19 protein-coding genes and 1 pseudogene are annotated in these 22998 nt (G+C 69.8%); 3 read left to right on the forward strand and 17 right to left on the reverse strand.

Annotated elements, in window-relative coordinates:
• Positions 1–14: 14 nt before the first annotated feature.
• From G3I71_RS28700 to G3I71_RS28720, 5 genes are all read right to left on the reverse strand, one after another.
• Positions 15–893 (reverse strand): carbohydrate ABC transporter permease, encoded by an 879-nt coding sequence (locus G3I71_RS28700; protein WP_164318875.1) that lies wholly within the window; start codon positions 891–893, stop codon positions 15–17.
• On the reverse strand, positions 893–1768 hold the full coding sequence (locus tag G3I71_RS28705) for a carbohydrate ABC transporter permease (protein ID WP_239149414.1): 876 nt from the start codon (positions 1766–1768) through the stop codon (positions 893–895). Before G3I71_RS28705 ends, G3I71_RS28700 begins: the two co-directional genes overlap by 1 nt.
• 107 nt (positions 1769–1875) lie before the next feature.
• Positions 1876–3192: an extracellular solute-binding protein gene (locus G3I71_RS28710; protein WP_164318879.1), complete on the reverse strand. Its 1317-nt coding sequence runs from the start codon at positions 3190–3192 to the stop codon at positions 1876–1878.
• A gap of 235 nt (positions 3193–3427) precedes the next feature.
• Entirely contained in the window at positions 3428–3724 is a 297-nt protein-coding gene (locus tag G3I71_RS28715; RefSeq protein ID WP_053741615.1) for a DUF3039 domain-containing protein, read from the reverse strand.
• Between the two features lie 29 nt (positions 3725–3753).
• The gene (locus G3I71_RS28720) at positions 3754–4329 is read right to left on the reverse strand and encodes a YqgE/AlgH family protein (RefSeq protein WP_164319144.1); all 576 of its coding nucleotides are present in this window, start codon (positions 4327–4329) and stop codon (positions 3754–3756) included.
• A 316-nt stretch (positions 4330–4645) separates the two neighbouring features.
• Between G3I71_RS28720 and murA the strand changes: the two genes are divergently transcribed.
• Positions 4646–5992 (forward strand): UDP-N-acetylglucosamine 1-carboxyvinyltransferase, encoded by a 1347-nt coding sequence (gene murA / locus G3I71_RS28725; protein ID WP_164318881.1) that lies wholly within the window; start codon positions 4646–4648, stop codon positions 5990–5992.
• A gap of 188 nt (positions 5993–6180) precedes the next feature.
• Here the strand turns inward: murA and G3I71_RS28730 are convergent, their stop codons facing one another.
• The 8 genes from G3I71_RS28730 to G3I71_RS28765 form a co-directional block, all read right to left on the reverse strand.
• A complete protein-coding gene (locus G3I71_RS28730; RefSeq protein WP_006374476.1) occupies positions 6181–6462 on the reverse strand; it encodes an HU family DNA-binding protein in 282 nt (93 codons plus the stop codon).
• Positions 6463–6816: 354 nt separating this feature from the next.
• On the reverse strand, positions 6817–8226 hold the full coding sequence (locus G3I71_RS28735) for an NAD-dependent malic enzyme (RefSeq protein ID WP_164318883.1): 1410 nt from the start codon (positions 8224–8226) through the stop codon (positions 6817–6819).
• A gap of 347 nt (positions 8227–8573) precedes the next feature.
• The gene (locus G3I71_RS28740; protein ID WP_164318885.1) at positions 8574–10895 is read right to left on the reverse strand and encodes a UvrD-helicase domain-containing protein; all 2322 of its coding nucleotides are present in this window, start codon (positions 10893–10895) and stop codon (positions 8574–8576) included.
• 181 nt (positions 10896–11076) lie between these two features.
• Positions 11077–11868 carry an anti-sigma factor gene (locus G3I71_RS28745; protein WP_275409282.1) on the reverse strand — a complete coding sequence of 264 codons (792 nt, stop codon included), beginning with the start codon at positions 11866–11868 and terminating at the stop codon, positions 11077–11079.
• A gap of 38 nt (positions 11869–11906) precedes the next feature.
• The gene (locus G3I71_RS28750; RefSeq protein ID WP_044471680.1) at positions 11907–12428 is read right to left on the reverse strand and encodes a sigma-70 family RNA polymerase sigma factor; all 522 of its coding nucleotides are present in this window, start codon (positions 12426–12428) and stop codon (positions 11907–11909) included.
• Between the two features lie 370 nt (positions 12429–12798).
• Complete coding sequence (locus tag G3I71_RS28755; protein ID WP_164318891.1) at positions 12799–13410, reverse strand: ABATE domain-containing protein; 612 nt, start codon at positions 13408–13410, stop codon at positions 12799–12801.
• A 594-nt stretch (positions 13411–14004) separates the two neighbouring features.
• Complete coding sequence (locus G3I71_RS28760) at positions 14005–15171, reverse strand: uroporphyrinogen-III synthase (protein WP_164318893.1); 1167 nt, start codon at positions 15169–15171, stop codon at positions 14005–14007.
• Between the two features lie 122 nt (positions 15172–15293).
• Positions 15294–16676 (reverse strand): NarK/NasA family nitrate transporter, encoded by a 1383-nt coding sequence (locus tag G3I71_RS28765; protein ID WP_164318894.1) that lies wholly within the window; start codon positions 16674–16676, stop codon positions 15294–15296.
• A 256-nt stretch (positions 16677–16932) separates the two neighbouring features.
• Here G3I71_RS28765 and G3I71_RS28770 point away from each other — a divergent pair, with 256 nt between their 5' ends.
• Positions 16933–17487, forward strand: coding sequence for a hypothetical protein (locus G3I71_RS28770; protein WP_164318897.1), 555 nt, complete (start codon positions 16933–16935; stop codon positions 17485–17487).
• Here G3I71_RS28770 and G3I71_RS52350 read toward each other — a convergent pair.
• Positions 17470–17601, reverse strand: coding sequence for a hypothetical protein (locus G3I71_RS52350; RefSeq protein ID WP_275409283.1), 132 nt, complete (start codon positions 17599–17601; stop codon positions 17470–17472). The two genes, G3I71_RS28770 and G3I71_RS52350, sit on opposite strands and share 18 nt — an antisense overlap.
• Before the next feature lie 156 nt (positions 17602–17757).
• Between G3I71_RS52350 and G3I71_RS28775 the strand changes: the two are divergent.
• Positions 17758–17868, forward strand: a pseudogene (locus tag G3I71_RS28775) (phosphatidate cytidylyltransferase); the annotation flags it as partial.
• A gap of 254 nt (positions 17869–18122) precedes the next feature.
• Here the strand turns inward: G3I71_RS28775 and G3I71_RS28780 are convergent.
• The 3 genes from G3I71_RS28780 to G3I71_RS28790 all read right to left on the reverse strand — a co-directional run bounded on the left by G3I71_RS28780 (position 18123) and on the right by G3I71_RS28790 (position 22563).
• Entirely contained in the window at positions 18123–19403 is a 1281-nt protein-coding gene (locus G3I71_RS28780; RefSeq protein WP_164318900.1) for an acyltransferase, read from the reverse strand.
• On the reverse strand, positions 19400–21598 hold the full coding sequence (locus tag G3I71_RS28785) for a glycosyltransferase (protein ID WP_164318902.1): 2199 nt from the start codon (positions 21596–21598) through the stop codon (positions 19400–19402). Before G3I71_RS28785 ends, G3I71_RS28780 begins: the two co-directional genes overlap by 4 nt.
• 233 nt (positions 21599–21831) lie before the next feature.
• Entirely contained in the window at positions 21832–22563 is a 732-nt protein-coding gene (locus tag G3I71_RS28790; protein ID WP_164318905.1) for a hypothetical protein, read from the reverse strand.
• Positions 22564–22998: the final 435 nt, after the last annotated feature.

Raw genomic sequence — 22998 nt, forward strand, 5'->3', positions numbered from 1 at the left:
TCACGTCAGTCACGTCAGTCCTTAACCGCTCCACCGAGCCCCGACACGAGTCGGCGCTGCACGAGTACGAAGAACACCAGCACCGGAACGGTCATCACCGTGGAGGCGGCCATCACGCCGCCCCAGTCCGGGTCGTCGGGCTTGTAGAAGACCAGCAGGGCCATCGGCAGCGTCGACCGGGAGGTGTCGCTGATGATGAACGACTTGGCGAACAGGAAGTCGTTCCAGGCCGAGATGAAGGAGAACACGCTGGTGGCCACCAACCCCGGGAAGACCAGCGGGAAAAGGATCTGCCACAGGAATCGCGACCGGCTCGCCCCGTCGATGTACGCGGCCTCTTCCAGCGCCTCCGGAACCGCCTTCACAAAACCCCGCAGCATCCAGATCGCGAAGGGCAGTGAGAAGGCGATGTGCGGCAGGATCAGCGCGCCCAGCGTGTTCAGCTGCCCGAAGTCCCGCATGAGGAAGAACAACGGGATCGTGAGCGCCTCCACGGGCACCATCTGGGCCACCAGGAACATGATCAGCAGGGTGGTCCGGAAACGGAACCGGAATCGGGTCACCGCGGTCGCCGCGAGAAACGCGATCACCGCCGAGACGACGACCACGGAGCAGGCAACCACAAGGCTGTTGAGAAAGTACCGGCCGAATTCCGGCTGCCCGAAGACTCGCCGGAAGGAGTCCAGGGAGGGCTCAAGCGTCCAGGGGCGCGGCTCGGCCGACTCGATCTCTCCGGCCGGTTTGAAGGCGCTGAGCACCATCCAGTAGAGGGGGAAGGCGACGACGGCCGCGATCAGCAGCGCCGACACCTCGGCGGCCAGCCGCCAGGGCCGCCGTACGAAACGGTGAACACCTCGGGCGCCTTGAACACGTTGGACAACGTTGCCGGACATCACAGCTCCTCCCCCTGCCTGCGCAGCAGCCGCAGGTACACGAGGGTCACGGCGAGCAGGATCAGCAGCATCACGATCCCGATCGCCGAGCCGAGGCTGTACTGGGAGGAGGCGAAGGCCTGTTGGTAGGCGTAGACGTTGAGGGTGAGGTTCTGGCCTGCGATGCCGCCTCCGTTCGTCATCACGTAGATCTGGGTGAAGACCTTGAAGTCCCAGATGACCGACTGGATGGTGACGACCACCAGGATCGGGCGCAGCATCGGCGCCAGCACCGAGCGCCAGATGCGCAGTTGGGAGGCGCCGTCGAGGGCCGCCGCCTCCAGCACCTCGGCCGGTACGGCACGGATGCCCGCGTACACCGTGACCATCACGAACGGGAAGGAGCACCACACCACTTCGAGCAGCACCAGGAAGAACGCGCTGAACCGGCCGTACGTCCAGGAGTGGTCGCCGAGGCCCAGCATCCGGTTGACCGGGCCGAAGTCGGGGTCGAAGAGCAGCAGCCAGACCGTGGAGCCGGTGACCGCGGGGGTCGCCCACGCGCCGAGCGCCGCCAGCATCAACGCGAGGCGGGGCAGGCTACGGACACGAGTCAGCAGGACGGCGAGGGCGCAGCCGACGGAGAGCGTGGAGACCACACAGGCCGCCGCGAAGACGACCGTCGCCAGCAGCACATGCCAGAACTGGGGGTCGGCGAAGATCTCCCGATAGTTGCCGAGCCCCTCGAAGGTGGCCGGCCGGCCACCGCTGACCTGCGCCTGGGTGTAGTGGAAGAACGAGATCAGCCCGAGCTGGTAGATGGGGTAAAGGAGCAACCCACCAAGGACCACAAGAGCAGGGGCAAGGTAGAGCCAAGGCGCACTGGACCTACCCAAGGGGCGCGGGGCTGTTCTGAATTTGCGGCTGCCGCCGCGTGGGCGCGACGAGCCACGACGAACTGGCACCCGCAAACGCTCCGTACCCCCCACCCGAGTAGGCGCCGTCACCCCGCGGAGCCAAACGCGTCGTCCATCTTCTTGGCAGCCTCCGTGGAAGCCGCCGCGACGTCCTTCTTGCCGCTGACGATCTCCTGGAACATCGTCGGCAGGACCAACGAGGAGTCGATCTGGGACCAGGCGGGCGACGCCGGCGCGAACTTGGTGCCCGCGGCGAGGGTCTTCACGAAGGGCGCGACGTACGGCTGCTTCTTGGCGACGGTTTCGCGCACGTCGGCGAACGTCGGCAGGAAGCCCATGGCGTCGAAGAGTTCGGTCTGGGTCTGCTTCGAGGCGAGCTGTTCCATCAGGTCGACGGCGAGCGTGCGATGCGAAGTGCTGTTCAGCACCCCGAGGTTGTTCCCGCCCGCGAACGCCGGTGCCACCGAGCCGGCGGTGACACCCGGCAGCGGTACGACCGCGTAGTCGCCCTTGACCTTGCCCACCTCGACGGCCGCGTGGCTGAAGTCGCCGCCGATCGCCATGCCGGCCTTGCCCGCGGCGAAGGCGGTGACGGTGTCGTTGCCGCCCATGCCCGCGCACTTGGCGGCGGGACAGTTGTCGTCGCCGAAGAGGGAGATGTAGGCCTTGATGCCCTTCTGGGCGGCGGTGCTGTCGATGGCGGAGGCGTACGAACCGCCCCTGCCGGTGGCGAGTTCGCCGCCGTTGGCCCAGACGAACGGCATCGCCCCGTAGGTGTAGGCACCGCCGACCGCGATCCCGTACAGGTCGGGCCTGGCCGCGCGGATCCGGTGCGCGGTGTTCGTCAACTCGGCCATGGTCTTCGGAACTTGGAGGCCGAGCTCCTTGAAGATGTCGGTGCGGTAGTACAGGGCGCGGACGCCCACGAAGAAGGGGGCGCCATAGATCTTGCCGTCGACGGTGACGGACTGGCGGGCGGTCGGGTCGGTGTCCTTCGCCTCGTTCCAGGCCGCGAACTCCTTGCTGACGTCGAGGAGTCCGCCGTCGGCGACATAACCGGCGGTGTCCGTGTTGCCGTACTCGATGACGTCGGGGGCGCTCTTCGGGTCGTTGAAGGCGGCCTTGATGCGCTGGGCGCGGGTCTCGACGGGGATGTACTCGACCTTGACGTCGGCGCCCTTGTGCGCCTTCTCGAAGGCGTCGACGACCGACGTGACGACCTTCTCCTTCGGGGTGTTCGCGACCTCCTGGAAGAGCCACACGCGCAGGGTGCCGGTCTGCTCGTCCTTGCCGGAGGAGGAGTTGTCCGAGGTCTCGGGGGCACAGGCGGTGGCGGTGAGTCCGGCGAGGGCGAGGGTGGCCACGGAGGCGGCCAGCCGGGCAGATCGGACAGAGAGCTTCATCTGGCGTTTCCTCCGGTGAAAGCGTTGCAACATACGCAATGGATGTTTCGCTCTGCACAACACCACGGAGGTTATGGACTGCACGGACACGGCCACAAGAGGTCTTGACCACGTCTCCACCACTCTGTGACCGGCCGACGCATCCCGTGCAACGACAGACAGCACAAAGGTCCCCAGGGGCGCACCAAATCGCACCCTGGGGACCTTGCGCACATCAACGACCAGCCGACGCGGCCTACTTCTTGCCGTCGCCCTTGCCCTCGTCGCCGCCGGAGCCCATGGACTCGTAGATCTCCTTGCACATGGGACACACCGGGTACTTCTTCGGGTCGCGGCCCGGTACCCAGACCTTGCCGCACAGCGCCACGACAGGAGTCCCGTCGAGAGCGCTCGCCATGATCTTGTCCTTCTGGACGTAATGGGCGAAGCGCTCGTGGTCACCGTCGCCGTGCGAGGTCTGCGGCGCCGGTTCGACGAGGGTCCCCGTACCAGTCCCGCGCTGGGGCTGGGTCTCAGGTTCAAGAGTGCTCATAGCGGCAATCGTACTGAAGGTCACACCCGTCAGTTCAGCGAAGGGTCGTCCGGATACGTCGCGACCATCGCCAGTTCGCTGCGCTGGCGTCTGAGGACCTCGCGCCACAGGCGTTCCGGCGACGGGGAGGAGACGTCTCCGGGCTCCGACTCGACGACGTACCAGGCGCCGTCCTCCAACTCGGCCTCCAGCTGACCCGGTCCCCAGCCGGCGTACCCGGCGAAGATGCGCAGCGACCCGAGCGCCTTCGCGAGCAGTTCCGGCGGCGATTCCAGGTCGACGACGCCGATCGCGCCGTGGACGCGCCGCCAGCCGAGAGGGGTGCGCTCGCCGGACACTCCGCCGCCGGGGATGACCGCGACGCCGAGCGCCGAGTCCAGGGCGACCGGGCCGCCCTGGAAGACGACCCCGGGTTCACCCGCGAGTTCCGCCCAGCCCTCCAGGATGTCCCCGACGTCCACCGGCGTCGGACGGTTGAGGACGACGCCGAGGGAACCCTTCCCGTCGTGGTCGAGAAGGAGCACCACCGCGCGGTCGAAGTTCGGGTCCGCCAGGGCGGGCGTGGCCACGAGCAGTCGCCCTGTGAGCGAGGACACCTCGGTCATGCCAGACATGATCTCGCATCTTCCCCCCGTGAGGGGAGCCAATCGGGGTACCTGGGTGAAGCCGGCCCAGGGCGCATCGGAGCGGGACGGGCGCGCGCCTGCGCCGGTGACCGCATGTGCCCGGCGGCGAACGGTTCGTGTTGTGGCAAACCTATGACACGGCTGGGCGGCGCTTGGGCTTACAGAAGGGGGGTGTGCGGCGTTTACCCTTGCTCTTCGGCTCCTGCGCGTGCCGGTACGACCGCGGCCTGTACGACCGCGTCCCGCACGACGGTCCCGCCAAACCCCCCGCCCAACTCATCGGAACGCGAGATACATGACGGTCAACGGCACAGACGACGTACTGATTGTCCACGGCGGCACCCCGCTGGAGGGCGAGATCCGTGTCCGCGGTGCGAAGAACCTCGTACCGAAGGCCATGGTCGCCGCCCTGCTGGGCAGTGCGCCAAGTCGACTGCGCAACGTCCCCGACATCCGTGACGTCCGTGTCGTGCGCGGGCTGCTCCAGCTGCACGGGGTGACGGTCCGTCCGGGCGAGGAGCCCGGCGAGCTGATCATGGACCCGTCGCACGTGGAGAGCGCCAACGTCGCCGACATCGACGCGCACGCGGGGTCGAGCCGTATCCCGATCCTCCTCTGCGGCCCGCTGCTGCACCGCCTCGGGCACGCCTTCATCCCGGGTCTCGGCGGCTGCGACATCGGCGGCCGGCCCATCGACTTCCACTTCGAGGTGCTGCGGCAGTTCGGCGCGACGATCGAGAAGCGGGCGGACGGGCAGTACCTGGAGGCTCCGCAGCGGCTGCGCGGTACGAAGATCACGCTGCCGTACCCGTCCGTGGGCGCGACCGAGCAGGTCCTGCTGACGGCGGTGCTGGCGGAGGGCGTCACCGAGCTGTCCAACGCGGCGGTGGAGCCCGAGATCGAGGACCTCATCTGCGTACTGCAGAAGATGGGCGCGATCATCGCCATGGACACGGACCGCACCATCCGTGTCACCGGGGTCGACAAGCTCGACGGCTACAACCACGCGGCCCTCCCGGACCGCCTGGAGGCCGCGTCATGGGCGTCGGCGGCGCTGGCGACCGAAGGCAACATCTACGTCCGCGGCGCCCAGCAGCGGTCGATGATGACGTTCCTGAACACCTACCGGAAGGTGGGTGGTGCCTTCGAGATCGACGACGAGGGCATCCGCTTCTGGCACCCGGGCGGGCAGCTGAAGTCGATCGCGCTGGAGACGGACGTACACCCCGGTTTCCAGACGGACTGGCAGCAGCCGCTGGTCGTCGCGCTGACGCAGGCCACCGGCCTGTCCATCGTCCACGAGACGGTCTACGAGTCCCGCCTCGGCTTCACCTCCGCGCTCAACCAGATGGGCGCGCACATCCAGCTCTACCGCGAGTGCCTCGGCGGCTCCCACTGCCGCTTCGGCCAGCGCAACTTCCTCCACTCGGCGGTCGTGTCGGGCCCCACGCGCCTCCAGGGCGCCGACCTGGTCATCCCGGACCTCCGGGGCGGCTTCTCGTACCTCATCGCCGCCCTGGCCGCCCAGGGGACGTCCAGGGTGCACGGCATCGACCTGATCAACCGGGGCTACGAGAACTTCATGGAGAAGCTCGTCGAACTGGGCGCGAAGGTGGAGCTGCCGGGCAAGGCGCTCGGATAACCGCCAGCCGTACGAACGCCGATGGGGCGGTCACCCGAATCCGGGTGACCGCCCCATCGGCGTCAACTGCAGCGCCCTAAAGGGGCGCGGGGCGTGTCCGACTATGCGGCTGCGCCGCGTGGGCGCGACCAGCTACAGCGGCCCCGCAGTCGCCCACGGTGCCAAGCCGCAACGGCGAGCAGGCGCCCTTACTTACCCTTCGCCGCTTCCTTCAGCTTGGAGCCCGCGGAAACCTTGACGCTGTAACCGGCGGGGATGTCGATCGGGTCGCCGGTCTGCGGGTTGCGCGCGGTGCGAGCGGCACGGTGGGTGCGCTCGAAGGTCAGGAAGCCGGGGATGGTGACCTTCTCGTCGCCCTTGGCGACGATCTCACCGACGGTCTCGGCGAACGCGGCCAGAACGGCGTCGGCGTCCTTGCGGGTGACCTCGGCGCGGTCGGCCAGCGCGGCCACCAGCTCACTGCGGTTCATGTTGTTACTCCCGTGTTCTTCTTGCTTGTTGAGGCGTGCCCCGCGGCGGATCCGCATGGGGGGCACAGCGAAGCCGATGCTGCCAGGGACCTCGGTGGGTCCCCGGTCCCGGGTCCGCCGTCGGACCCTCACGCCCGAAGACGCATCCTGCCCCCACCTGCGGCGGGAAAGCCAATCCGGCACCCCTGGGAGTCACACGAACACCCTTGGGAGTCGGACGGAAAGCGTCAGCGGCCGGGGCCGACAGGCTGAACCTGGCCGCCACCCTAGAGGCGCCCGGGGGCAGGACGCCCCCGACGCGCCGGTAGGAAGGCCCGTGGTAACCGTCACATATACGGCACCGGGAACCGGGAACTACTCGGCCGCCGCCTTCGCGGCGTCCCGCACCGCACCCGCCACCGCGCCCGCGACCTTGTCGTTGAAGACGCTGGGCACGATGTAGTTCGGGTTCAGCTCGTCCTCGGTGACGACGTTCGCGAGTGCGGTCGCCGCCGCGAGCATCATCTCGGTGTTGACCGTGCGGGACTGCGCGTCCAGGAGACCGCGGAAGACACCCGGGAAGACCAGCACGTTGTTGATCTGGTTCGGGAAGTCCGAGCGGCCGGTGGCCACGACCGCGGCCGTCTGGCGGGCGATCGCCGGGTCGATCTCGGGGTCAGGATTCGCGAGCGCGAACACGATCGCGCCCTCCGCCATCGCGGCCACGTCGTCGCCGTCGATGACGTTCGGGGCCGAGACGCCGATGAAGACGTCGGCGCCGCGCACGGCCTCCTTGAGGGTGCCGGTGAGGCCCTCCAGGTTGGTGTTGTCGGCGATCCAGCGCAGCGGGGAGTCCGGGGCCGCGTTGACCAGGTCCGCGCGGTCCGCGTGGACGACGCCCTGGATGTCGGCGACGACAGCGGTCTTGACGCCGGCCGCGATGAGCAGCTTGAGGATGGCCGTACCGGCCGCGCCGGCGCCCGACATGACGACCCGGACGTCACCGATCGCCTTGCCCGTGACGCGCAGGGCGTTGGTGAGGGCGGCCAGGACGACGATCGCGGTGCCGTGCTGGTCGTCGTGGAAGACGGGGATGTCCAGGGCCTCGCGGAGGCGGGCCTCGATCTCGAAGCAGCGCGGGGCCGAGATGTCCTCGAGGTTGATGCCGGCGAAGCCCGGGGCGATCGCCTTGACGATCATGACGATCTCGTCGGTGTCCTGGGTGTCCAGGCACAGCGGCCAGGCGTCGATGTCGGCGAAGCGCTTGAAGAGGGCCGCCTTGCCCTCCATGACCGGCATGGCGGCCATCGGGCCGATGTTGCCCAGGCCCAGGACCGCCGAGCCGTCCGTCACGACCGCGACGGTGTTGCGCTTGATGGTGAGGCGGCGGGCGTCCTCGGGGTTCTCGGCGATCGCCATGCACACACGGGCCACGCCCGGGGTGTAGATCATCGAGAGGTCGTCACGGTTGCGGATGGGGTGCTTGGACGCCATCTCGATCTTGCCGCCGAGGTGCATGAGGAACGTACGGTCCGAGACCTTGCCGAGGTTGACGCCCTCGATGCCGCGGAGCTGCTGGACGATCTCGTCGGCGTGCGCGGTCGAGGTCGCCGCGATGGTGACGTCGATCCGGAGCAGTTCGTGGCCGGAGGCGGTGACGTCGAGGCCGGTCACCGAGCCTCCGGAGGACTCCACGGCGGTGGTGATCTGGGACACCGCGGTTCCGCTCGCGGGCACCTCCAACCGGACCGTGATCGAGTAGGAGACGCTGGGCGCCGTTGCCATGGCCGACTTCCTTCTGCTTTCACCCTGATGCTTGGTTTGCCGTCCGATCGTCGCACCTACCGTGGAGTAGCTGGTAGCGGGGCCTCGATTGCGAACGTTTTGTTCTCAATAAGTTCTTCGAGCCAAAGGGCAGGACAGGGCACGACAAGAAGAGGCCCACGTCACTGCTGACGTGGGCCTCTCCCGCACTACGACGTTCAGTGGCACCGACCCGCCATGCTCGCCTCGCGGCAAGTGGTCGCTCGTAGCGACGAAGGTTGGGCCCGGGGGCTTGGATCGAGCCGGTGCCACGTCAACGGTAACAAACGATCCCCGTAAGGCAATTCCCAACGGCCACTGTCTTTGCCTCAGTCTCGGAGAAGGTCGGGCACCCCTTGCGCATCGGGCTCGTCGCGGTCCGCCGAGACGACCGTGAGCTGCTGGGTGGCGCGGGTCAGGGCGACGTACAGAACCCGCAGGCCGGCGGGGCTCTCGTCGGCGATCTCCGCCGGGGAGACGACCACTGTGGCGTCGTACTCCAGGCCCTTGGCCTCCAGGCTGCCCAGGGCCACCACGCGGTCGCCCAGGCCTGCCAGCCAGCGGGCCGCCTCGTCGCGGCGGTTCATGGCCACGACGACGCCGACAGTGCCGTCGACGAGGTCGAGGAGACGGGCGGCCTCGTCCCGGACCGACTGGGCGAGTGAACCCCGTACGGCGACGAAGCGTGGCTCCACGCCGGTCGAGCGGACCGCCCTCGGGGACTCCGAGCCCGGCATCGCGAGGGCCAGGACCTTGGCGGCCAGTTCGGCGATCTCGGCCGGGTTGCGGTAGTTGACGGTGAGGGTGAAGCGGCGGCGCGGGCGGCTGCCCAGGGCCTCGTCCCGGGCCTGCGCCGCCTCGTCGGGGTCGGACCAGGAGGACTGGGCCGGGTCGCCGACGACCGTCCAGGTGGCGTGCCGGCCGCGGCGGCCGACCATGCGCCACTGCATCGGGGTGAGGTCCTGGGCCTCGTCGACGATGACGTGGGCGTACTCGGTGCGTTCCTCGGCGAGCCGCTCGGCCCGTTCGCGCTGTGTCTCCTCCCGTACCGGCATCAGCTCCTCGAGGCCGCTGAGCTGGTCCATGGGGTCCGCCTCGCGCCTCTTGCGGGGGCGGGCCGGGGCGCCGAGGATCGCGCCCAGCTCGTCCAGCATGGCCACGTCGTGGACCGAGAGGCCGTCGCGCTTGAGGGCGCGGGCGACCCGGCGGACCTCACCCGGGTTGAGGATGCGGCGGGCCCAGCGGCCCAGACGGCGTTCGTCGGACATGGCGGCGAGGACCGACACGGGGGTCAGTTCGGGCCACCAGGCGTCCAGGAACGCGATGAAGTCGTCCTCGGACGTGACGTCCTCGTCGAAGGAGGAACGCAGTTCCGCGGCCAGTTCCCGGTCCGTGTGGCGGCTCTGGGCGCCCGATCGGGCCCACAGGGCGTCCAGGAGGAGCCTGCGGGCGCGGGGGCGCATCAGGTTGACGGGGGCCGTGCCGCTGAGCGCCGACTCGCGGATTCGGGCCAGTTCGGGGGCCTCCAGTTCGATACGGCGGCCGAAGGCGACGACCCTCAGCCGGCTCGTCACCGTCGGCGAGTCGTCCTGCTCCAGGGCGCCTCGCGCGGCCTTCCGCAGCACCGCGAGCATGCGGTACGAGCCCTTGGCGCGGGCCACGGCCGGGGAGTCGTACAGGGTGGCCTCGGCGCCGTCGACGAGGGAGCCGATGGCGCGGATGGCGACCTGGCCCTCCTCGCCGAGGGAGGGCAGGACGCCCTCCGTGTACGCCACGAGGAGTGGCGTCGGGGAGACGATCAGGATGCCTCCCGCGTACCGGCGCCGGTCCTGGTAGAGCAGGTAGGCGGCGCGGTGCAGGGCGACGGCCGTCTTGCCGGTGCCCGGGCCGCCCTCGACGTACGTCACCGAGGCTGCGGGGGCCCGGATCACCAGGTCCTGTTCGGCCTGGATGGACGACACGATGTCCCGCATGGTGTGGCTGCGGGCCTGGCCGAGGGCCGCCATCAGGGCGCCGTCGCCGATCACCGCGAGCTCCTGGCCGTCCAGGGACGCCTTCAGCTCGGGGCGCATCAGGTCGTCCTCGACGCCGAGGACCCGCCGACCCTTGGACCGGATGACGCGGCGGCGCACCACTCGGCCGGGGTCGACCGGGGTCGAGCGGTAGAAGGGCGCGGCCGCGGGTGCGCGCCAGTCGATGACGAGGGGCGAGTAGTCCTCGTCGAGGACGCCGATACGGCCGATGTGGAGGGTCTCCGCGATGTCGGCGGTGCCCTCGGGGCTCACGGCCCCCTCCGCGGCCTCCACGGCCGTGTAGGCGCCGTCAGGGCCCTTCTGACCGTCCATCCCCCGCAGCAGGTCGATACGGCCGAAGAGGAAGTCCTCGAACTCGTTGTTCAGCCTGTTGAGGTGGATGCCGGCGCGGAACACCTGGGCGTCCCGTTCGGCGAGCGCGCCGGGGGTGCCGACCTGGCCCCGTTTGGCCGCGTCGTGCATGAGGAACTCGGCCTCGTCGATCTTCTCCTCAAGACGCTGGTACACCCGGTCCAGGTGTTCTTGTTCGACGCTGATCTCGCGGTCGCGGACGGAGTCCTGTACTGAGGAGTCCTCGACCGATACGAGCGCCGTTTCCTGCTGAGCCTGAGCGGCCACCGGGCCCCCTTCTGACGTGCTGGGCAGCCGTCAACCGTACGCGAAAAAGAGGCCCTGATGCTACGAGTCCGCCCCAGGACACCGTACGAGTCTTCGTACGAGGTGTCCTGGGGCGGTCTCGGAGCGGTGGTGGAACCGTTGTGGAGCGGTTGTGGATCAGCCGTGGAACGGCTGCGGAAGGTCAGGCGTCGACCTCGACGAGCTTCTTGCCGGTGGAGTCGACAACCTCGTAGTGGTCGATCTCGTCGGTGCTGAAGGCCGTTCCACCGTGGATGAAGAGCGGGTTGCGGGCCGCTTCGGTCGTGGCGTCCTTGATGCCGTAGCCCGCCGTCGGGACGGACCAGTTGGACATGGTCTCGCGCGAGCCGTCCTTGCCGACGGCGATCAGGGAGCACTTCAGCGGACCCTTGACGCCTCCCAGCTCCAGGACCGCACTGACTCCCCAGGCCTTCGACTCCATCGCCACGGTCGCGGTGACCTTGGTGTTGGGGTCGGTGGCGGAGACCCGGTCGCTCATGAGACCGAAGGCCTCCTTGGCGGAGCCGGTGCTCTTCGGCGTCACCGTCGGCGACGGAGCGGCCACGCTGGTGGTGTCGCCGCCGGTCGTCGCGAACACCGCGGTCGGGCCGCCGATGATGAGGGCTGCCGCGGCGGCCACCATGTAGAAGCTGCGCCGACGCTTGCTCGCACGCCGTTCCGCGACCTCGTCGACCAGCCGCGTCGCGAGCTGTGAGCTCGGGCGGGCGGACAGCGACTCGCCGATGGCGGGAGATCCCTGGGCACCGGGCAGGTCCGCGAGTGCGGCCAGCATCGGTTCCATCCCGGCCAGCTCGTCGAGCTGCTGGGCGCACCACTCGCAGCCGGCGAGGTGTGCCTCGAAGGCCGTGGCCTCCGCGTCGTCGAGGATGCCGAGGGCGTAGGCGCCTACGGTCTCGTGTTCGTTCGGGCCTTGGGAACCCTGCATTCCTCGCATGGAACCAGGACTACCCGCTCCGAACCCCCCGTAAATGCTCATGCCGTCACCCCCCGCTCCTCAAGTGCGAGCTTCATCGAACGCAGGGCGTAGAAGACCCGTGAGCGCACCGTTCCGCTGGGTATGCCCAGCGTTTCGGCGGCCTCGTTCACGGTACGTCCCTTGAAATAGGTCTCGACCAGAACCTCCCGGTGGGCGGGGGTCAGGTCGTCGAGCGCGTCCGACAACGTCATCAGCCACAGCGCCTTGTCGATCTCGTCCTCCGCGGGGATCACCTCCAGCGGCGACGGGTCCACCTCCTGCGGCCGGGCCTGCCGGCTGCGATGCCCGTCGATGACGATGCGCCGGGCGACCGTCACCAGCCAGGGGCGTACCGAACCGGTTGCCCGATTGAGCTGACCGGCGTTCTTCCAGGCACGGATTAGCGTCTCCTGCACGACGTCCTCGGCTCGTTGCCGGTCACCGGCGACCAGCCTGAGGACATATGCCAGGAGGGGCCCTGCGTGCTCTCGGTACAGCGCACGCATCAGGTCCTCGTCGGGCTCCGAGGGCTGGGACATGCGATGTCGGGCCCTCGGTGCTTGTTCATTGGCCACGACGGAATACTTGCGCACGCCCACCTCCGCTGTCCCGGGTTCCCCCGGTCGGTCGCTCCCCCCCAGGTACGGAAGTGACATGCGGGATGTTCAACGTGTGACCACAACTTTCTTTGCCCGGCCCCGACGTGAGGGACAAGAGAGCACATTTCTGCCGCAAGTGCTTTACGTTTTCGCCACATTGGCAAGTTCGGGGCGATGCCCGCGGCGCGCCGACTGGAAACACACGTGTAACCAAGGTCACTGCGACCCCGGGGAGTTGACAGGACCGATTCCGCCAGAAAGGCCCGCTATGGGTGATACGCGGAGGGTCTGGGTGCGTGCTGGAAACGATCTACGCGCGTGCCAGGGCGGCCCGCCGCCGGTGTCTCGCGACCCGTTCCCGATTGCCGCAGATCTCACTGGAGCACCATCTGCGCCGTCTGCCCCGGGAGGTGTCGAGGTAGACGATCGAGCAGCTGTCGCCCTCGCACTGGCGCAGGCACGCGCGTGCCACGGGGTCGGTGAGCAGCTCCACGGCGTCCCGGGCGACCGCGCCGAGCAGGGCCGCGCAGTCGGGCGGCCCGTGCAGCTCCCGTACGAGCGTGCCGTCCTCGGCGCGGACCGCACGGGGGGCCGGGGGCGCCGGGCGGGCGAGCTCGTTGAGGCGGGTGAGGGCCTGGTCGAGGTGGCGGAGGTCGGCGGCCGGGGGGCTGTGCACCAACTGACCGGTCAACCGGCCGGTCAGGTCCCGCAGTTCACGGAAGTGTGCGACCCAGGAGGCGTCCGCGTGGTGCAGGGGCGTGCCCGCCGGGACGAGTCCGGACGCGGCGATCCAGGCGCGGAGCGGCTCGACGGCGCCGAGCCGTTCCTCGGGGTGGGCGGTCGCCAGCAGATCCAGGCTGATCCGCCCGGCGTCGAAACGCAGCTCGTACGAGACTGTGGCCACGGTCGTCTCCGATGCCATGTGCCTGTCACCGCCTAGGGGTCGCCACCGTACGGGGCAGCCGGGATGTCGGTGGGATGCCAGTGAGGGGGTGTGAGGGGGTCAGGGGAACCGTTCCCTCTACAGTGCCTGCCCGCTGTCGCGGCCGGAACCCCTTGTACGGGTCGCTCCACGGGATACGCGGTTCGTTCGGCGTGGGCCGGTGGGGGCGGCTCGCTCTGCGGGGTGGGCGGTTCGCTCACCCGCGGGCCGGTGGAGGCGCCCGCCCGGCCGGGTACGCGGCTCGTCCAACCGCAGGGCGATGAGGGCGGCTCGCTCCGTGGGATGGGCTGTTCGCTCACCCTGCGGGCCGGTGGGGACACCACCCGGCCGGGTACGCGGCTCGTCCAACCGCAGGGCGATGAGGGCGGCTCGCTCCGTGGGATGGGCTGTTCGCTCACCCTGCGGGCCGGTGGGGACACCACCCGGCCGGGTACGCGGCTCGTCCGCCCACGGGCCGGTGGGGGCTGGGCGCGCGGTTCCCCGCGCCCCTGTCGGGGCGCGACTCCTCCGAGGCCGCCCGGCGGACGCCGACGCCCCTGCGACGACCGCGCCGGTCCGGCCGGCCCGGGAGGGCTACACGTCGGAGTACTTGGCGTCGGCCGCCGGGTCCAGCGCGAGCCGGTAGCCGCGTTTGACGACCGTATGGATCAGTTTGGGCGCGCCGAGGGCGGTGCGCAGGCGGGCCATCGCCGTCTCCACGGCGTGCTCGTCGCGGCCGGCTCCGGGCAGCGCGCGCAGCAGTTCGGCGCGGGCGACGACCCACCCCGGCCGCCGGGACAGCGCCCGCATCAGGGACATCCCGGCGGGCGGTACGGGCCGCAGGGCACCGTCGACGATGACGGCTTGCCCGCGGATCTCGACGCGGTGCCCGGCGATGGGCAACGCCCGTGCGCGGGCCGGGAGTTCCTGGCAGAGGAGCTGTACGAGGGGGCCGAGCCGGAAGCGTTCGGGGAACACCGTGTCTACGCCGTGGGCCTGGAGCGGCAGCGCGGTGACCGGGCCGACGCAGGCGGGCAGGACGTCGTGGTGGAGGGCGGCGAGGAGTTCGGGGAGCAGGCCCCGTTCCTCCGCGCGGGAGAGAAGGGACGCGGCGGCGGGGGCGCTGGTGAAGGTGAGCGCGTCCAGGCCGCGCGAGACGGTGGAGTCGAGGAGCCGGTCGACGGGGCCGATGTCCTCCGGTGGCATCCATCGGTAGACGGGCACGCCGACGACCTCGGCGCCCGCCGCACGCAGCGACTCGACGAAGCCGGGCAGGGGCTCGCCGTGCAGCTGGATGGCGATACGGCGCCCTTCGACGCCCTCCTCCAGAAGCCGGTCGAGCACCTCGGCCATGGACTCGGAGGCCGGCGACCACTCCTCCCTGAGCCCGACGGCCCGGACGGACCCCTTGACCTTGGGCCCGCGCGCCAGCAGTTCCACGCCGCCGAGACAGGCGAGCAGATCCTCCCCGAGCCCCCAGCCGTCGGCGGCCTCGATCCAGCCCCGGAAGCCGATGGCGGTGGTGGCGATGACGATGTCCGGCGCCTGGCCGATCAGCTGCTTGGTGGCCGCGAGCAGCTCACTGTCGTCGGCGAGCTGCACGATCCGCAGGGCGGGCGCGTGTACGACGGCGGCGCCCCGCCGCTGGAGGAGTGTCCCGAGTTCGTCGGCCCGACGCGCGGCCGTGACACCCACGGTGAACCCCGCGAGGGGGCCGTGGTCCGGCAGGCCCTGTTCCGGTCGCTGCTGTTCGTCGTACATGGCTCTCGTCCCGCAGTCGGGTCACATCTGCACAAGCGTGCCGAACGAGCCTGTCAACAGCGCGTGACAGGCTCGGTTCGACTTCATGTCGCTGGTGTTACTTAAGCCCCTTCGGGCGAAGGTCACACCTCGGCGTAGCTGAGCTGCGGCTTCGCTTCGGAAGCTGTGGTTTCGGTGGCCTGTGCACCCGACGGGCGGCGAAGGTATACGGCCCAGGTGACCAGGAAGCAGACCCCGTAGAAGGCGAGGAAGGCGACGAAGGCACCGGTGCCGGAGCCGACGCTCAGGAACGACTGGCGGAGGGAGAGGTTGATCCCGAGGCCGCCGAGCGCGCCGACCGCGCCGATGAGCCCCATGGAGGCGCCGGACAGGCGACGGCCGTAGGCCGCAGCCTCCTCACCCTCCAGTCCCTTGGCGAGGGCCTTGGCCTGGAAGATGCCGGGGATCATCTTGAAGGTCGAGCCGTTGCCGAGGCCGGAGAGGACGAACAGGACGATGAAGGCCGTGGTGAACAGGGGCAGCGACTTCTGCATGGACGCGACGACGATGAAACCGGTGGCGCCGGCCATGCCGACGTAGTTGTACAGCGTGATCTTCGCCCCGCCGAAGCGGTCGGCGAGCGCGCCGCCCACGGGCCGGATCAGCGAGCCGAGCAGCGGGCCGATGAAGGTGACGTACGCGGACTCCAGCGGCGTACGCCCGAACTGGGTCTGCAGGACGAGGCCGAAGGCGAAGCTGTAGCCGATGAACGACCCGAACGTCCCGATGTAGAGGAAGGACATGATCCAGGTGTGCGCGTCCTTGACGGCGTCCTTGGCGGCGCCGGTGTCGTTCTTCAGGTGCGCGATGTTGTCCATCTTGACCGCGGCGAGGACGGCGGCGATGAGGATGAGCGGGATGTAGATCCCGAGGAGCACCCGCGGCCCGCCGCTCGCGCCGATGACGGCGAGCCCGATGAGCTGCACGACCGGGACACCGATGTTGCCGCCGCCGGCGTTGAGCCCGAGGGCCCAGCCCTTCTTCCTGAGCGGGAAGAAGGCGTTGATGTTGGTCATGCTGGAGGCGAAGTTGCCGCCGCCGATGCCGGCGAGCATGGCGCAGGCGAGGAACGTGTTGAAGGACGTCCCCGGCTCCATGACGATGAACGCCGCGATCGTCGGGATGAGCAGGAGCGCCGCGGAGACGACGGTCCAGTTCCGGCCACCGAAGAGGGCGACCGCGAAGGTGTAGGGGACGCGGACGACGGCGCCGACGGCCGTGGCCATCGACACGATGAAGAACTTGTCGGCCGGGGTGAGCCCGTACTCCGGTCCCATGAACAGCACCATCACGGACCACAGCGTCCAGATGGAGAAACCGATGTGCTCGGAGAGCACGGAGAAGAACAGGTTGCGGCGGGCGACCTTCTCGCCGGTCGCGTTCCAGAAGGCCTCGTCCTCGGGATCCCAGTGCTCGATCCAGCGGCCTCCCTTGCCGGGGGCGGGGGCTGAACTAGGGGCTGTCATGACGCCTCCACGGTGGTCCGGGGCTCGGGTGGTTCTTTTTTGGGGTGCTGAGCGGTGATGAGTCCCGAAGGTAGGCAGAGCGCGTTTCCGCCCTGTGGCTGTGGGTGACCGGAAGGGAACTTTGCTCTCACCCCGCGAGGAGGTGGGATGAGAGGTTACGCAGACGGAGGTAACGGCCAGGGCACGGCGGTGCCTCTTGAGGGGTGCGGGGTCCCGCTATCCTCTAGCGGACCCCACACAGGGAACGGGAGGGTCCATGTCTGCCGAGCCGAGGTCCGACAGGCCTGAGGCGCAGCCCGCCCGGCGCACCTTCACCGGGAACGTGCTCTTCGCGGCCGCGTTCCTCCTCGTCTTCGCCACGACGATGGGCGGGGCGTTCGCGTGTGTGTTCCTGATGCTGAGGCTGGGGGACTCCTCGCCTCTGTCGTCGCTGGTTCACGAGGACGGGCGGGGTGCCCTGGTGGCCGGAGGGATCGTTCTCGGGGCCATTCCCGGGCTGTACCTGCCGTTGATTCTGATCGCCATGGTGCGCGGCACCGGGGACTCCCCCCGGATGGAGGTGGGCGCGGCCGGCAAGAAGGTTCTCGGGCTGGTCCTCTTCGACGTCTACGTGTTCGTCCTGGCCGTCGTCGCGTCCCTGCTGGGGTGGATTTTGCCCGCAGGCATCACCAATGTGGTCGCGGTCGTCGTCGTCGGTTTCAGCTGGATTCCGCTGGCGCTGTTCCCCTGGGAGAAGGTCGGCATGGGCGGCGTGGTCGGACTCCGCCGCCCAGGGTCCGCTCGTCCGTCGATCTCACTCCAGAAGGACTGAGTCCGCCAACTCGTCGGCGATCTTCTCCAGTTCCTCGCCGAAACCCAGGGTCGACCACAGCAACCGGCACTCCAGAGCAGTCGGGTACGCACGCGGCAGGATGTAGTGGGCCACCCCCTCCACGATGGTGCCGCTGTCGGCGTCCGGCGCCGTCGGCTCCAGGCGATGGACCCTGAGGGCCGGTCCCAGCAGCAGCTCGACCTCTGTGAGCCCCTGCCCTCCGAAGTACGGCCCCTCCGCGCGGGCCGCCTCGGCGCGAAAGGCGGCGGAAGAGGGGCACAGGCAAAGGACGCCGGCCGCTGGCTGCCCGGGTCCCGCGGACTGCTCGACCGGATCGACTCCCTGCTCGTCGCACTGGCCGTCCTGCTGCTCCTGCGCTGACCCGATCGCCCGCCGGGCAGGTTGGCCCAGCGGCGATCCCCTGAGGCCCGGGGGCCTGAGGACCGGGAGCTGGAGCCGAGGCCCAGAGCCGAGAGCCGAGGCCCGGGGCCAGAAGCCGGGAGCTGAGGCCCAAGGGCTGGGCGCCGGGAGCCGAGGCCCAGGGGCTGGGGCTCGATGGCCCAGGCCACCGGCCGCGCGCGGGACGGCCCGGCACCCACCAAGGTGCCGGGCCGTCCCACTCCCGTCTCTCACACTCAGCCCCGCCGTCGCCCGCCCCCGCGCTTCGCCCCGTGCCCGTCCGGCCACAGCCGTGGGCTCCGCTTCGCCGCTACGTCCTCGATCCAGCCCAGTGCCAGTATCGTCAGGCCGATCAGGGGCCAGACCAGGACGAACATCCACAGGTTGTAGGTCGTGTCCAGCGCGGACACCATCCCGTCGGTCATGAACGGGAGGTCGTACAGACGGTCGATCAGCGGGACCGTGGCCATGATCAGGAAGTTGTGCCAGAGGTAGATCGTGACCGCTCGGTTGTTGGAGAGCGTGACCAGCCTGTCCCACTTGGCCAGGCGCCCCGGCAGCTCCTGCCACGACGGGGAGTACTGGAGCAGGATCACCACGAACCCGAACGACCACATCGCCTGGGCCAGCGGAATGTCGTTCAGGTCCCAGCCGTCAGGGCCCTTGTGGCCCGAGGCCCACCAGATGCCGAAGGCCATGAGCGGGACCGCGCAGGACACGGCGAGATAGCGCGGGATCTTCTTCAGCAGGCCCTCGTGGTGGGCGAAGCCCAGCACCCAGCAGCCGCCGTACACCGCGAAGTCGGTCACCGCGTTGCCCGTCTCACCGGGGATGGTGACAACTCCCGTACCGACGACCGCCGTCAGGGCCAGCGGGGCGAGCAGCGTCGGCCACGGGAACCGGCGGAACGCCCACAGCAGCAGCGGCGAGGCGATCACGAACCACAGGTAGGCCCGCAGATACCAGAGGGGGCCCGCGGCCTGGACCGCCCAGGTGTTCTCCAAGAGGCCGGACTTGGAGCCGATGCTCCACGGATAGGGCGGGGCGCCGATCGGGATGAGGTAGTTCAGCAGTTCGACCAGGCCCCAGGTGCCGCCGTGGTCGGGATCCTTGGCCGGGTTCCAGCCGCCGAGGAACATCAGCGCCAGCGCCACCGCGCTGAACGCCCACAGCGGGGGCAGCAGGCGCCGGATGCGGCCCCGGATCACCCCGAGTGCCGGGCGTTTCAGGGAGCGGGCCATCAGGGAGCCCGCCAGCGCGAACATCACGCCCATGGAGGGGAAGAGGACCGTCAGCCAGGCCCAGCCGAACAGGTGGTACACCACGACCCGGACCAGGGCGATGCTGCGGAGCAGGTCGAGATAGCGGTCGCGGCCCAGCTTCGTCGCCTGGGGCGAACGGGGCTCGGCGGCGGTCGTTTCCTCGGACGCCGGCTGTTGCGGAACTCCGTACGAGGGTGTGGTGGTCTCGTTGATCTCGTCGTACGGCGTCGTCGCCGCCGTATGTCGTTCGGTCATGCCACGGGCCTCCTGTCGGCGCTGCCGCTCGTCCGGGCGGCCGGTACGGCGTCGGGCGCCGCCCCGACGACGCCGGTGCGCCGGAGTTTCTGCCAGCGCAGCCGGCCGCCGGTGAGCGCGGTGATCCAGGACTGGAGCAGGACCACGTACATGAGCTGGCGGTAGAGGATCTGCTGCAGCGGCAGCGAGATCAGGTGGGTCATCTTTTCGCGGTCGAGGCGGAACGCGTAGGCCGCGCAGATCAGTTGGATGGCGAGGACGCCCAGCCAGGCGAGGACGGTCTTCTCGGTCGGGCCGAACACCAGCCCGTAGAGCAGGAACACGTCGATCAGGGGTGCGAGGAGTGGCGCCACCACCATGAACAGGGACACGAAGGGCAGGCCCACGCGGCCGAAGCGGCCCGACGGGCCCCGTTCGACGACCGAGCGGCGGTGCTTCCAGATCGCCTGCATGGTGCCGTACGACCAGCGGTAGCGCTGGGACCACAGCTGCTGGACGGACTCCGGGGCCTCGGTCCAGGCGCGCGCGTTCTCCGCGTACACGACCCGCCAGCCGTCGCGGTGCAGAGCCATCGTGATGTCGGTGTCCTCGGCGAGCGTGTCGTCGCTCATCCCGCCGACCCGCTTCAGGGCGCTGCGCCGGAACGCGCCTACCGCGCCGGGGATCGTCGGCATGCAGCCCAGGACGTCGTACATACGGCGGTCCAGGTTGAAGCCCATCACGTACTCGATGTGCTGCCAGGCGCCGATCAGCGAGTCCTTGTTGCCGACCTTGGCGTTGCCGGCGACGGCGCCGACGCGCGGGTCGCCGAAGGGCTGGACGAGTTCGCGGACGGTGCCGGGCTCGAACACCGTGTCGCCGTCCATCATCACGATCAGGTTGTAACGGGCGTTCGCCACACCCCTGTTGAGGGCGGCGGGCTTGCCCGCGTTGAGCTGGCGCACGACGCGTACGTTCGGCAGGCCCAGGTCCTCGACGATGCGCGCCGTGCCGTCGCTCGACCCGTCGTCGATGACGATCACCTCGATGGGATGCTCGCTCCGCATCAGTGAACGCACGGTGGCCTCGATGCACTTGGCCTCGTTGTACGCCGGGACGAGCACCGACACCGGTTCGGTGATCGGCGGGCCCCAGCTGAAGTCGGCGCGGCGGGTGCGGCGGGCGTGGAGGACGGAGAGCAGCAGCATCAGGCCGAACCGGGTGAACACCAGGACGCCGATGATCGCGAGAGCGACGACCAGAGCGTCGGTGATGTTGTCGGAGGCCTGGACCAGGAACGTCCACGCCTTGCCCTTCGCCAGTTCGACGCCGGCGACCGGTGTGTGCGCGCTGGGCGCGTCGAGGGCCTCGGTGAGGTTCCGGAACGCGTACCCCCGCTTCTTCATGTCGGGCAGGAAGCGGTCGAGGGCCTCGACGGTCTGGTGGCGGTCGCCGCCGGAGTCGTGCATGAGGACGATCGCGCCCTTGCCGCCCTTGGGGGTGGCCTCGCGGATGATCGCCTCGACGCCCGGCTTGCGCCAGTCCTCGCTGTCCGTGTTGTTGACGACGGTGATGTAGCCGCGCTTGCCGATGTACTCCGTGACCGGCCACGACTTGTCGTCCATGGCGTCGGCGAACGAGGAGTACGGCGGCCGGAACAGCGACGTACGGATGCCCGCCGCACCGGCGAGCGCCAGCTGGTTCTGGGACAGCTCCCAGTCGATCCGGGCCTTCGACTGGAAGGAGAGGTCGGGGTGGTTGAAGGTGTGCAGCCCCACCTCGTGGCCCTCGGCCACCATGCGTCGTACGAGTTCCGGGTAGCGCGAGGCATTGGTGCCGGTGACGAAGAAGACCGCGTGCGCGTGGTGCTTCTTGAGGACGTCGAGCACCTTGGGGGTCCACTTGGGGTCCGGGCCGTCGTCGAACGTGAGGACGAGCTGGTGGTCGGGCACGTTCAGGCTGGTGGTCCGGCCGCTTCTGGTGTCGATGACCGGGCCGCCGTCCAGGATCTTCTCCGGCACCCGGTCGGTGGAGGCCTCGGGCTGGATGCGGTGGTCGGCGAGGATTTCGCTGTGCACGTACCCCCGCAGCATCAGCATCGCCATCAGGGCGAGCAGGATGAGCGAGGGAAGCAGCAGGCGCATGGGCAGCCGTCGGCGCCGGGCGGCGCCCTCGGCGCCGTTGCGGGCGCCGTGGCGGCGGGTGCGGGATGCCATCAGAGGTTGTTCTCCGGGGACGAGGAGATCAGAACAGGGTCGGCAGGGTCAGCGGATTCTCCGCCGGGCGGGCGAGCGGGTCGCCGGTGGCGTCGGGGCCACTCGGTCGGGCCGGGCTCTCGGCGATCGAGGTCGGGGTCGCTCGGACCTTCGACGACCGCGCCGGTGCCGCCGTGGGCGGCCGGGAAGCGGGCCGACCTGAGGCCGGCGCCGCGAGGTGACATCGGGAACTCCTACGCCGTCGAGCCGGGCGGCACCGTCGAGGTGCCCGGGTCGCCGGTGGCGTCGGGGCCACTCGGCTCGACCGGGCTCTCGGCGATCGGGGTCGGGTCGCTCGGACCGCCCGCGACCGTGCCGGTGCCGCCGTCGGCGGCCGGGGAGGGCGACGGCGACGGGTCGGGCGAGGTAGCGACGCTCTCCGACGGGCTCGGTTCCGGCGTGCTGGACACCGGCACGGACGGCTCGGGGTCCGTGCCGGGTGTGGTGGTCCCCGGATCGGGCTTGCCGACGCTGGCCGAGGCCCTGGGCGCGAGGGACGGAGCCGCCTTCGTGGCACTGGGCGAGGCGCCCGGGGTGACGGCGGCGGTCCCCTGCGACGGAGTGACCCCCGCGCTCACCGACGTCCCCGGGGCCGGCGTGACCCCGGTCGAGTCCGACGGCTGCACCGACTCGGCGGGCAGCGGCGAGGTGTCGACCTTGCCCGCTGGCTGCTCGTCCTGCTGGCCCGGTACCGGCAGCCAGGGCGCGTCCGAGTTGCCGGAGAGAAGGGTGGCGACGATGACGACGGCGTACACCGCGCAGGAGATGCCGACGGCGATCCCGATCCGGCGGTAACGGCGGCTGCGGCGGCCGGTCTCGTCGACGAAGACGGGGCCGTCACCGGCGCCGGCCTCCGAGCCCTCCGTGGCCTGCCGTACGAGGAGTTCCTCGAACTGACGGCCCACTCCGTCGAGCTGGACCGTCACCTCGTGCGGATCGTGGGTGTGGCCGAACTCCGCAGCGTTCTCCCACGGGCGGCCGGGAAACGTTCCAGCTGATCCGGTCGCTCCGGGTGTTACGGACGTTCCGTTTTCGCCCGAGCGCAGTTGGGCGTGTGCGCCTCTGCCTCCGGATCGCCCGGGGCGCACCGGTGTTCCGGCATGCCTCTGTCGAGGCACGGGACCGGTGCTGCCTGGGGTAACTCCGGGTAGCTGCTGGGTTCCGGATACGGTGGCGCCTTCGGCGTCGGACCGTTCCGGTTGGGCGCCTTCACGCCACTTTTTCACACGCACGCACAACCCCCCACGGGAACCTTTCGGGCGCGTGTACGATTCCGGGATTCTCGTACTATCGATGTTCGAATCGGACCCCCATCCGATCCGAGCGCCCCCATTTATCACACTGCATCCGGGCCTCGAATG

The sequence above is a fragment of the Streptomyces sp. SID12501 genome (assembly GCF_010550245.1).
Taxonomy (GTDB): Bacteria; Actinomycetota; Actinomycetes; order Streptomycetales; family Streptomycetaceae; genus Streptomyces.